We start from the raw sequence: 11163 nt of genomic DNA on the forward strand, positions 1-11163 counted from the left end.
TAGCCGTCTCCTACTCGCTATAAGTGAGCTTGAATTCCTCTAAGACTTTTCTTAGCATGGCTTCTAAATCCTTATCTAGTGCTTTTTTAGTGTGGATTTCTTCTAAAACTTGAGGGTATTTTGCTTCCAAGAAAGGGTGCAGTTGTTCTTCAAAATCCACGACTTTTTTCACGCTCACGCTATCTAAAAAGCCCTTAGCCCCAGCATAAATAATGACCACTTGCTTTTCAATAGGCAAGGGCGAATAAGGGGCTTGTTTCAGCACTTCTACCATGCGTTGCCCCCTTTCTAATTGCTTTTTACTCGCTTCATCTAAATCAGAAGCGAATTGCGTGAAGGCTTGCAACTCTCTGTATTGTGCTAGATCCAAGCGCAAAGTCCCTGAAACCTGCTTGGTCGCTTTGATTTGAGCGGCCCCTCCAACCCTTGAAACCGACAAGCCCACATTGATAGCCGGACGGATCCCTGAATAAAACAAATCCGTTTCTAAGAAAATTTGCCCGTCTGTAATAGAAATGATATTCGTAGGGATATAAGCTGAAACATCGCCCGCTTGAGTTTCCACAATAGGGAGCGCGGTCAAAGAGCCGGCACCCTTTTCATCGCAAAGTTTAGCCGCTCTTTCTAAAAGCCGTGAGTGGATATAAAACACATCTCCAGGAAAAGCCTCCCTACCTGGGGGTCTTCTCAAAATCAAAGAAATCTCTCTGTAAGCGACAGCATGCTTACTCAAATCATCATAAATGATTAGGGCATGGCGGGCATGATCTCTAAAGTATTCCCCCATAGCCACACCTGAATAAGGGGCTAAATATTGCATTGCAGCTGAATCTGAAGCCGAAGCGTTGATCACGACGCTGTATTCCATCGCCCCGTATTCTTCTAATTTGCGGACCACTTGCGCGACAGTGGATTCTTTTTGCCCAATAGCCACATAGATACAGATCACATTTTGCCCTTTTTGGTTAATGATCGCATCGATCGCTACGGTGGTTTTACCGGTTTGTTTATCCCCAATAATCAATTCCCTTTGTCCGCGCCCAATAGGCACCAACGCATCAATGGCTTTAATGCCAGTTTGTAAAGGCTCATGCACAGATTTTCTGTCCATAATACCCGGAGCTTTTTGCTCTATTAGGCTAAACTCATTCGTTTCTATCTCACCCTTGCCATCAATAGGCTCACCCAAAGCGTTTAGCACACGCCCTACAACCGCATCGCCAACAGGAACTTTCATCAAACTCTTCGTGCGTTTAACGCTAGTCCCCTCTTTAATATTGTTGCCAAAACCAAACACAATCACGCCAACGCTATCTTCTTCTAAGTTAGCCGCAACGCCTTTATCCCCTGTTTCAAACTCCAGCACTTCATACGACATCACACCATTTAAGCCATAAACCTTAGCCACACCATCAGCGTATGAAACGACTTTTCCTACTTCAGCCATATCGCAATCAAGTTCAAAATTCTTGATTTTTTCTTCAATAACCGAGCTGATTTCTTCCAATTTTAGTTGGGACATTATCTTTATCTCCTTAGATTGATTAAATAGATTGAATAACCTGTTTTTCTATTTTCTTTAAAATATCTTCTTTAGAAAAGCCTATTTCTAAATCCAGGCTTGAAACGCTCAAAGAAACCCCTTTTTTAGACCAAGTGTCTTGAGCGATTTCTACAGGGGCGTTAAAACGCGCTTGCAATTTTTGTTGCACGGCTTCTAGTTCATTATTTTCAAGCTTTTCTGGGACTAAAAGCGTGGCTTCTAAAGTCTTTTTAGAATCAAAAGACAGCTCTTCAGTGATCAATTCCAACACATCAAGCCGGTTATTTTTTAACACCACTTCCATTACAGGCTTTAAAACTGAACATGCTTTTGTGGAAGTTATTTTTTCTAAGATTTCAAACACAACCTCTTTTTTAACTTTTAAAGAAACATGGGCTAACACCTGGTTGAGTTTGTGTAATTTTATGGCTTCTGCTACATTTTTAAGCCCTACAACGATTTCTTCCAATAACGCTAGATCGCTTTTAGTGTGGTTTTTCAACGCCTTAGCATAATGCTTAGAGATCACTTTTAAATCTTGCATTTAAAGCCTTTGTTTCAAAATATTCACGCAATCTTGCACGTTGAAAGAGACTTTTTTGCTCTCTCTTAGATCTTTAAAAACGCTTTCAACCAGCTCTCTTTTGATCTTTTTAACTTCTAAATCCATCAACGCCTTAGAATTTTTGATCAAATTTTCCACATCCATTTTGGTTTGCAATTCGTATTTTTGCGTGATCGTGTAAGCTTCTTTATTCGCATCAGAAATAATCAATTCAGCTTTTTCTTTGGCTTGCTCTAATTCTTTTAAGAGTTTTTTCTTATTTTCTTTACTCACTTTGAGTTGGGCTTGAATCTCTTCTAAGCGTTTGGAGATTTCAAGGCTTTTGGAGCGTAAAAATGAACGCAGTTTTTTAGCCAGAAAATACCACAAAATCCCCGCAAATAAAAGGAAATTTAAAGAACGCTCTATAATATCTGTTTGTGAAACATCCAATCCAATAGCGCACAAAGGGCTTAAAAGGATTAAAAACCCTAACACCATTTTAACTAAAAACATCCATCAACTCCCTAAACCCATAGCCACACGCTTGTTTAACTCATCTTCAAATACCGGCATTCGCACTTGCAACTGCTCTTTTAAGACTTGCTTTTCATTTTGTAATTGCTTCGCAAACGCTTCAAACTCTTGATTGAGTTCGTTCTCTTTTTGCTTGATCACAGCGTCATAAGACTCTGTGGCTTTTCGAATCGCTTCTGCTATCACTTCCCTACGCTTTTCAGCTGCTTCTTTAAGAAGAGTCTCAATTTGATGACCAATCTCCACGCTTTGGGCATTATCCGTTTTGATTTTAGCCAAGCTGTCCTTTATCTCTGCCTGTCTGTTATCCATAAAAGCCAACAAAGGCCTATACACCCAAACATTCATCGCCCACAACAATAACACAAACACCACAAAAACGACCGCCATTAAATAGGGGTTAACCGATATATTCATAACCTATTTCTTTCCTAAAATCCTACAAAATATTTGAAACTCGCATTTGTTATAAAAACATTAACTCTATCTTAACAAAAAATCGCTTAAAATTTGAGAATACTCAAGCGTTAAGACATCATTTTTTTCATAAAAGCCTCTAAAAGAGAATTTTCATAACATCGTAAAATGATTTTATTCCCTTTCAAAGTGGCTTTAAGCTTGTAATGATCCCACAAACTTTGATTCAAGCGTTCTAATTCATCTTCAGCGATGAGCGTTTGAGTTTCTTTAAAACTAGGTTTTTTATTTTCAAGGTTTGCGTTTGTTTTAAAATCACGCACTAAATCTTCTGTTTGGCGCACGCTGAGTTTCTGCCCTATGATGGAATTTAAAATCAATTCTTGTTTTTCTTCATCCAAACCCACCAAAACTTTTGCATGCCCTGAAGTGATTTTTTCTTCTAAAAGAGCGTTTTGAACCTTAGAAGAGAGCGTCAATAAACGCATGATATTAGCCACATGGGCTCGGGATTTTTTAACGATTTTAGACAGCTCTTCTTGGGTCATTTGATAGCTTTCAAGCAATTCTTTATAAGATCTAGCCAACTCTAAAGGGTTTAAATCTTCTCGCTGGATATTTTCAATCAACGCCACTTCACGCATTTTTTCTTGCTCAATATCCACAACAATCGCTTTAATCGTAGGCATTTTAGCCAATTTGCTCGCTCTTAAGCGTCTTTCACCAGCGATCAAATGGTAACGCCCGTTCTCACTCACCACTAAAACCGGTTGCAACAAACCATGTTCTTTAATAGATTGCGCTAATTCTTCTAAAGAATCTTCGCTAAAAACCTTTCTGGGTTGGTAAGGATTAGGCATCACCTCATCAATACCAAGCTCCACAACCCGATTCGCTCTTTCATACAGCCCCTGCTCATACACTTCATTGATTTCAGGGAAAATATCCGCTAAACCCCTACCCAACACTTTATTTTTTGCCATATGCTACCCTTGAAGAATGCTTTGAGCTAATTTTTGATAAGCGATACTGCCATTAGATTTAATATCATAGAGCAAGATAGGCTTACCAAAACTAGGCGATTCCGCTAGTTTCACGCTTTTAGGGATCATAATATACTCTCCTGTAGCTGAATCTCTAAAAAACTCTGAGTCAAAATACTTGAACAATTCCGCTAAAACCCCTTTTGTCAAATTGAGCTGAGGGACATGCATTGTGGGTAAAAAACCTCTGATTTTGAGCTTAGGGTTCGTGCTTTTTTGCAACATTCTAATGGTGTTAAGCAATAATTTAGTGCCTTCAAGGGCAAAAAATTCGCATTGGATAGGAATGATCACCGAATGAGCTGCTGAAAGCGAATTGATCGTGAGAGGCCCTAGAGCTGGCGGGGAATCAATAATGATATAATCATAAAGTCCCACCACGCTCTCTAAGGCGTTTTTGAGCATGAGCTCGCCTCGTTTATTCTCATCTTGGCTGTCATAAAAGGTTTTTTCAAACCCGGCCAAACCCAAATTAGAAGGCACTAAATCCAAAAAAGGCATTTGGGTTTTTAAGATCACTTGAGAAATTTGCTTACGGCCAATCAGCACATGATAAATATCATAATCAATTTTATCGCGCCTAAAACCCAAGCTTGAAGTGGCGTTGGCTTGAGGGTCAAAATCAATCAACAAGATTTTTTTTTCATGCACCGCTAAAGAAGCCGCCAAATTGACCGCTGTTGTTGTTTTGCCCACACCCCCTTTCTGATTAGCCACTGCAATGATTTCATTCATCATACTCACATCCTATCATAAATCTTACCTTTAATACAAATGCGGCCGTCTTCTAACAATTCCGCATCTCTCAAACTCACCGCTTCATTGCAATCATTATGGAAGCTAAAAGAGTCGTTTCTGTGAAATTCTAACGCATACTTACTTAAAACTTCCCCCCAAAAAAGATTTTCTTCTATTTTTTTTAAAAAGCCCTCCATAATCCAATCGTCGCTCGCGCCAATATCTAAACATGCCCATTTTGTTGAAACCCTATTCACGCCAATGCCGCACACCCGCATGCCTTTATAAATATTAATCAGCACGCCCCCTATTTTTTGACCCCCCAAATACAAGTCGTTAGGCCATTTAAGCCAGGTTTGAGAGCCTAATTCTTTTAAAACTTCTTTAAATAAAAACCCCAAATACAAAGCGCTCGCTTGCATGGGTAAATCTTTAGGCAAATCGCTTGCGTTTAAAGCGAGCGAAAAAGTCAAAGCGCTTTTTGTGCCCTCCCAAATATTCCCCCTACTGCCTATCCCAGCACTTTGGTTTTTAGCCAAGACTAAAACAGGGGCTTTGAGTTCATTGCTTTTAAGTTTTTCTAAAAGATAGGTTTGCGTGGAAGGTAGGCTATCAAAAACCCTTTTTTCACATTTTCTCATGCCAAAATACCGCCTACTTTCAAACGCTTGCCATTCAAATAATCCTTCGCTTTCAAGGGCTTTTTACCCACCGCTTGCAACCTTGCTATACGCACGCTACCCTTCAAACAACCCACAAGAACGCCTTTTTCATCAATTTCTAAAATCTCGCCTTCATTGTGGCTCTTTTCATTCTCCACCAACCCCACTTCTAAAAGCTTAAGGTTATTTTCTAAAAAGATTTCTGGCCAAGATTTAAACGCAAGCGATTTTAAAAACAAGCTTTTAGCGTCTTTAAAACCCACTAAACCATCGGCTTTGGTGATTTTTTTACAAAAACTAGCCTGCATATGATCTTGAGGTTTTTTTGTGATGGAAGAGAAATTTTTGAGCGTTGAAAGGAGTAAGGCTGCCCCCATATGCGCTAATTTTAAACTTAAAGCGTCTAAATCCAAGTATTCCTCCCTCAAAAAAGAAGCGCTCTCTAAAATATCCCCGCTATCCAGCCCCACATCCATAAGCATGGTGCTTATGCCATAGATCTTATCGTCATTGAGTATCATCTCATGAATGGGCGAAGCCCCCCTGTATTTAGGCAATAACGACGCATGCAAATTGATGCAAGGAGCGATGGTTAAAATCTCTTTAGGCAAAATCTTACCATAAGCCACCACCACGATAAAATCAGGCTTTAGATCTTTTAAAATTTGAACTTCAGGCTCTTTCAAACTTTGTGGCTGGAAAATGGGGATATTTAAATGATTTTCTAGAATGTATGTTTTGGTCTCTGGGGCTTTCAATTCCTTTTTACGCCCAAAAGGTTTATCCATTTGAGTGAATAGCCCCACCACTTCTATGTCTTTATTTTCAACTAACGCCCTTAAGATCACTTCAGCAAACCCCGGCGTTCCCATAAATACGATGCGCATGTCATTCCTTGTTTTTAGTTTTATCCACACTCCCCATATAAGATCGTGTTTGATAAGGATTTAAAATTTTCATAGCATTAATAGCTATTTTCGCAAATTCTTGGACATTTTTAAGTGAAATTTTATAAGATCTAAAAAAATCCACAACGCTTCCATGACTATCTAAATGCAAGCCTTTTGCGATATGTAAGATTTTTTTACGAAGCACCTCTTTATTTTCTATATTGCAATTATTATCCTCATCAAAAGGTAGTTTTGAAAAATTCAACTCAACTTTCTCATTTGCTGTTTCTATCAAATGTTTAAGCATGTCTTCCTTAAAAACACCATCATGTTTTTTTGCAAGAAACGAGTCAATGAAATTAATCTTTAAAAAACTTTCCAATAAAATCCTTACTTTGTTCCCATAATTTATCGCCTCATTACAATCATCTTGCACTTTTTCTTTTTTCGCAAATGCATACACTTCTTTAAATAAAAGCAAGTAGAAAGTGTCAAAATAACCAACCGCTTTATTTTTACAAACAATCTTTAACTGCCCTTAATGGCGTTCTAGTTGGAAATAGCGAGCATGTTTGCCTACCATATTGATTAAGCGCGCCATAAAAGTATGATTATGAGTTAAAACAAAGACTTGTGCTTTTTCATCTTTTTCTAATGCTTCCCCTACTAGTTCTTGATTGATTTTTGCCACTATATTAGAAGTGTTATAAATCCTTTGCTCATCTAAACTGGAGATAGGATCATCTATGATAACAACTAAATCTTTTAAATTCTCTTTTTTATAAAACAATTTTAAACGCGCTAAAAAATACGCAAACGCAAGCGTGGTTTTTTCACCATCGCTTAAAATCATCCTAGCCTCACTATTTTCTAAAGCATCAGAATTTAAAACAATTCTATAGTCTTTATTCAAAGAATATTTAGGCAAATTTAAAGCTTTAAGATAGTTGTTAATGATTTCAATATCAGGGCGTTTTTGATCATATAGCTCTTTAAGTTTATTGTCAATTTTTTCTAAAAGGCATTTTAATCTCTTATTCCTACTAACTAAAACTGATAGTTTTCTCTCAGCCTCTTCTTTGCTCTTTTGCCAATCGTAGCTATCATGTTTAGCCTTTTTAATCCTTGCTTCTTTCAGCTTGGTTTTCCATTCTTTTAATTTCTCTTCTTGTTCTTTCTTTTGGTTTAAAATATTTCTAGTCTTACCAACATGTTTTTGGATATTTTCCTGAATTTCCAACAATTCTTTATCTATCTTTTGAAATTTTTCCTCATTTTTAGCTCCCTCTTTTTTATCCACTTCTTTTTGAAGTTTTTCTAATAAAACTTTTATTTGCTCTAACGCATTTTCTAAACTTTCCTTATTTTTTGAAAAGTCTTTCTTCATGAAAGGTTCAAATTTTTCAAATGATTGCAATATTTCCTTTATATTCCATTGGTCTAAAATATTTTTTAAAGTCCCACTCATTTCTAAAGAGCGTTGATTAAATGTTTCAACGCTCTTATTAAAGTAACTTGTATATTCTTGAATAATCTCATTAGGAATTTTTTGAGTGCAAAAAGGGCATGCATTATCAGGCATCTCTTTTTGTAATTTTATTCCTTTCTCAATAAATTCTCTTCCAACATTGCTAATATGTTCTTTAATTTTCTCTGAAACTTGCCCCGCCTCTTTGTCTATATTAAAGGAAAATAAAAATTCTAACTTATCTTTTATTGTTTGATAATCTTTAGGCAATTCCATTTCTTTTAAACCATCAAATTTTTTCATGGCTTCATTCAATTTGTTAAAATCTTTTTCCAGATCCGTTAATGCATCTTCTTGGTATTTAAATTTATCCTTTGATACTTTACAGAAATCATTTATTCCAATCTCATCTGGTGTTATTTTAATGGTATTTGAAGTCATTTTTTTTCGTATTTTTTCTATTTCTTTATCATATTTTTTAATTTCACTTTCTTGCTTAGCGCTTAAGGTATTCTCAGAGTCGTTCTCATCTTTAATTTTCTTTTGTCTTTTTTCTACTTTCCCCCTACAATCTTTTAATTGATTGATTTCTTTCGTTTCTTCGCCTAAAACCGAGCCTTCTAAAATGATTGTGCCATCATCTAGTTTTTTAAGTCCAAACTCACTATTTAAAGGCGCGTTATTGTGCAGAAAATCACTATTATAGATTTCAACCTTAAAGGGTGGCACTCTAATATCGCCATTTGGCTCTATTTTATAGCTTCTATCTTCGCATTCAAACTCAATGCTTGGGGATTTATCAGCAGAAATGGTGCGATACTTTTCAATGTGCTTATTTTTTGGAATCAGTAACTCAAAAGCCCTTGTCAAGCTTGTTTTTCCGCACCCATTATTTCCAAAAATGATATTATAGTGTTTAAACTCATCCATTTCAATCATGTCTAAACCACAAAACGCCTTAAAAGATTTTATCTTTTTGATATTGATCGCCATGTTTTTTCTCGCTTTTCCTTTAATTTTTCTTATACAACTCAATTAGATACAAAATTATATCACTCTAAATCCTCCCCATCATACCCAAGCTCCAACGCTTTCACTTGCCCTATCGCATTACCCGCAATGCCCTTGATAGAGCCATACATGTTAATCGTGCCCTCAAACACTTTGTCAATTTGCTTTTCTCTGCTTTTCCAAATCCTAGCCATCGCGCGTTTTTCGCTTTCTAAATCCGCTCTCAATTGCTCAAACCCCTCTATAATCGCATTCACTTGCATAGAAAATTCAGAGCTTGTCAAATAATGATAGAGCAGATTCACTTTATCGCCCTTATTTTCCTGACTTTTTTTAGCCAAACTCACTTGAATAACCCCCTCTCTTAACACCGTGCTCAACCCCTTAAACTCTTCAAACGAACACACCCACACCCCTTCAAATAACCCCATCCTCTCCATCTCTTTAGGCAGCGCTTCACTCACAATGACCCCCACATCAGCCCCAATCTCTCGCATGTCGCTTTTAAGCTTTTCCACCCAAGCTTTTTGAAATTCTTTAGTGCGTTTGCTCTCATAATAAATTTTCCCGCAATTTTGAAATTCCCTAGTATGCACCACTTGAATGCAATCGCCCCCTCTTTGCCCTTTTTTGATTTCTTCAATGCTATCTAGGGGGAATTTTTGCCTCAAAAACTCTTCAATCGCTAATTCTTGCACCTCGCCTTGGAATTGCTGTGAGCTTAACTCCGCCTTTCTTTGAGCGTTTTTCAACTCGTTTCTTAACATTTCTAATTGCTCTTCTTGCTGCTTGAATTTCAATTCATTTTTTTCATGCAAGGCTTTTTCTATTTTTTCCCTTTCCAAATCCAATTTTTCATTCAATTTTTTTTCATTTTCCGCTTTCAATCGGCTCTCGGCTTCGTCATTTTCTCTTTTGAGCCTTTCAATTTCCGCTTCTTTTTGGTGCAATTCCTGAACCTGTTTGGACTTCTCATCTAATTCTTTTTGCAACAATTCCAAGCCCTTTTGCTGCTCTAAAAAAGCGTTTTTTCTGGCTTCTTCAATGATTTTAGCCCTTTCATCTTGCAAGGCTAGTGCACTCGCTTGTTTGACTGCATCATCAAATTTGGCCTGTTGCTCTTTCTCTCGTGCTTTTAGGGCCTCTTCTTTTTGCTCTAAATTTTTGAAATAGCTTTGATACTGCACTCTTTTTTCATTCACTTCTTTTTCAAACTCTTTTTGCTGGGCTAAAAACCGGCTTTGATTTTCTGATTCAATCTGTTTGTATAGCGCTTCGCTCACATTAATTGGCGCTTGACACTCGGGGCATTTAAAAGGAATGGTTTGATTTTCTTGCATGATTTTCCTTTAAGATTTGATTTTTTATATTTTATAACAGAATGGGATCAATTTAACTTAAGCAGGTTTTATCCAATAAGTTCAGTAAAATAGGGCTTTAAACAAGGTGAAAAATGCCTTTCGCATAAAAACTACATTATAAATGAAGAAAATGAAGCAATTGAGATAATGATCGATCAGTTGCAAGTTGTCCCAAAAGCGCAAGTTTTAAAGAACAATACGATGGAAAGAAGTCTTGCATTAGCATTACAAAAGGTATCTATCCCTAGATCTACATCGGTGCATAGAGCTTTACTTATCAATCATTTTTTAGAACAAGTTATTTTACAAAACCAATCTAATGAGAACAAAAATATAAAATTAAAACCACATTCAATTTAAGAATAGCAGTGTCCAAATTTCCGAATTTGAGCCAAAATGACACTGCTATCGAGATATTTCAAACTCCCTATATCTATTTTTACTCCATCACATAGGGATAAAGTGTGGAAGTATATATCCTCCCCTTTCTTGGTCTAGTCTCAATAGACTAGAACCGAATTAGAATCCTACTCAAGACCCAAACAAGATCTGCTATGCTCTTTCTCTTCATCTCGATGCCTTTCTTCTGTTGAAGAATTAATGAGTTGATCTTTGATATCAGTTTCTCGTTTTAAAGCACCAATAGTCTCTTTTTGGGATTCAATGGTCTCTTTTTGGGATTTAATGGTCTGATCTTTAGCCTTAAGGGTTTCATTTTTAGATTCAATGATCTGATCTTTAGCATTTAATTCAGCTTTAAGTGCTATGTTTTGAGCTTTTAATTTTTGATAGCTACTTATCTTACTCATAATAAACTCCTGTTGTAATCTTAAAATCTATGGAGTGAGAAACGGATCGCAAAACGACACCAATCTTCCAAACCAAGAAGTATTATATCTAAACTCAAAATTAAATTCAAGGTCTTATGAAAGGTTGTGAAAATCAAAAG

General features: G+C 36.7%; 10 protein-coding genes and 2 pseudogenes. 1 reads left to right on the top strand and 11 read right to left on the bottom strand.

Annotation, left to right across the window (positions count from 1 at the left end; genetic code table 11):
- Window positions 1–10 precede the first annotated feature (10 nt).
- The 10 genes and pseudogenes from atpA to QU01_RS07120 all read right to left on the bottom strand — a co-directional run bounded on the left by atpA (window position 11) and on the right by QU01_RS07120 (window position 10193).
- Window positions 11–1522 carry a F0F1 ATP synthase subunit alpha gene (atpA, locus tag QU01_RS07075; RefSeq protein ID WP_000080506.1) on the bottom strand — a complete coding sequence of 504 codons (1512 nt, stop codon included), beginning with the start codon at window positions 1520–1522 and terminating at the stop codon, window positions 11–13.
- A gap of 22 nt (window positions 1523–1544) precedes the next feature.
- Window positions 1545–2087: a F0F1 ATP synthase subunit delta gene (locus QU01_RS07080; protein WP_033763183.1), complete on the bottom strand. Its 543-nt coding sequence runs from the start codon at window positions 2085–2087 to the stop codon at window positions 1545–1547.
- Window positions 2088–2603 carry a F0F1 ATP synthase subunit B gene (locus tag QU01_RS07085; RefSeq protein ID WP_033763184.1) on the bottom strand — a complete coding sequence of 172 codons (516 nt, stop codon included), beginning with the start codon at window positions 2601–2603 and terminating at the stop codon, window positions 2088–2090.
- Between the two features lie 3 nt (window positions 2604–2606).
- Window positions 2607–3041: a FoF1 ATP synthase subunit B' gene (locus QU01_RS07090; RefSeq protein WP_080248392.1), complete on the bottom strand. Its 435-nt coding sequence runs from the start codon at window positions 3039–3041 to the stop codon at window positions 2607–2609.
- A gap of 110 nt (window positions 3042–3151) precedes the next feature.
- Window positions 3152–4024 (bottom strand): ParB/RepB/Spo0J family partition protein, encoded by an 873-nt coding sequence (locus QU01_RS07095; protein ID WP_033763185.1) that lies wholly within the window; start codon window positions 4022–4024, stop codon window positions 3152–3154.
- A 3-nt stretch (window positions 4025–4027) separates the two neighbouring features.
- A complete protein-coding gene (gene soj / locus QU01_RS07100; RefSeq protein WP_001874698.1) occupies window positions 4028–4819 on the bottom strand; it encodes a chromosome partitioning ATPase Soj in 792 nt (263 codons plus the stop codon).
- Window positions 4820–4824: 5 nt separating this feature from the next.
- Complete coding sequence (locus QU01_RS07105; RefSeq protein WP_033763187.1) at window positions 4825–5463, bottom strand: biotin--[acetyl-CoA-carboxylase] ligase; 639 nt, start codon at window positions 5461–5463, stop codon at window positions 4825–4827.
- Window positions 5460–6371, bottom strand: a complete 912-nt coding sequence (gene fmt / locus QU01_RS07110; RefSeq protein WP_033763188.1) for a methionyl-tRNA formyltransferase — start codon at window positions 6369–6371, stop codon at window positions 5460–5462. Before fmt ends, QU01_RS07105 begins: the two co-directional genes overlap by 4 nt.
- A gap of 1 nt (window position 6372) precedes the next feature.
- Window positions 6373–8835, bottom strand: a pseudogene (locus QU01_RS07115) (AAA family ATPase).
- Between the two features lie 59 nt (window positions 8836–8894).
- The gene (locus QU01_RS07120) at window positions 8895–10193 is read right to left on the bottom strand and encodes a DUF2130 domain-containing protein (RefSeq protein WP_033763400.1); all 1299 of its coding nucleotides are present in this window, start codon (window positions 10191–10193) and stop codon (window positions 8895–8897) included.
- A 159-nt stretch (window positions 10194–10352) separates the two neighbouring features.
- On the opposite strand from QU01_RS07120, the pseudogene QU01_RS07125 reads away from it, so the two are divergent.
- Window positions 10353–10553 (top strand): annotated as a pseudogene (locus QU01_RS07125) (hypothetical protein); the annotation flags it as partial.
- A 188-nt stretch (window positions 10554–10741) separates the two neighbouring features.
- On the opposite strand, the gene QU01_RS07130 reads toward QU01_RS07125, so the two are convergent.
- Window positions 10742–11023: a hypothetical protein gene (locus tag QU01_RS07130; RefSeq protein ID WP_033763444.1), complete on the bottom strand. Its 282-nt coding sequence runs from the start codon at window positions 11021–11023 to the stop codon at window positions 10742–10744.
- Between the last annotated feature and the right edge of the window lie 140 nt (window positions 11024–11163).

The organism is Helicobacter pylori SA221C (assembly GCF_000476855.1).
In the GTDB taxonomy this organism is placed as follows: domain Bacteria; phylum Campylobacterota; class Campylobacteria; order Campylobacterales; family Helicobacteraceae; genus Helicobacter; species Helicobacter pylori_DK.

What these genes read in the sequence shown, in the direction of transcription:
- atpA (WP_000080506.1), bottom strand. Translation starts at nt 1,522, where the DNA reads ATGTCCCAACTAAAATTGGAAGAAATCAGCTCGGTTATTGAAGAAAAA.
- QU01_RS07080 (WP_033763183.1), bottom strand. Translation starts at nt 2,087, where the DNA reads ATGCAAGATTTAAAAGTGATCTCTAAGCATTATGCTAAGGCGTTGAAA.
- QU01_RS07085 (WP_033763184.1), bottom strand. Translation starts at nt 2,603, where the DNA reads ATGTTTTTAGTTAAAATGGTGTTAGGGTTTTTAATCCTTTTAAGCCCT.
- QU01_RS07090 (WP_080248392.1), bottom strand. Translation starts at nt 3,041, where the DNA reads ATGAATATATCGGTTAACCCCTATTTAATGGCGGTCGTTTTTGTGGTG.
- QU01_RS07095 (WP_033763185.1), bottom strand. Translation starts at nt 4,024, where the DNA reads ATGGCAAAAAATAAAGTGTTGGGTAGGGGTTTAGCGGATATTTTCCCT.
- soj (WP_001874698.1), bottom strand. Translation starts at nt 4,819, where the DNA reads ATGAATGAAATCATTGCAGTGGCTAATCAGAAAGGGGGTGTGGGCAAA.
- QU01_RS07105 (WP_033763187.1), bottom strand. Translation starts at nt 5,463, where the DNA reads ATGAGAAAATGTGAAAAAAGGGTTTTTGATAGCCTACCTTCCACGCAA.
- fmt (WP_033763188.1), bottom strand. Translation starts at nt 6,371, where the DNA reads ATGCGCATCGTATTTATGGGAACGCCGGGGTTTGCTGAAGTGATCTTA.
- QU01_RS07120 (WP_033763400.1), bottom strand. Translation starts at nt 10,193, where the DNA reads ATGCAAGAAAATCAAACCATTCCTTTTAAATGCCCCGAGTGTCAAGCG.
- QU01_RS07130 (WP_033763444.1), bottom strand. Translation starts at nt 11,023, where the DNA reads ATGAGTAAGATAAGTAGCTATCAAAAATTAAAAGCTCAAAACATAGCA.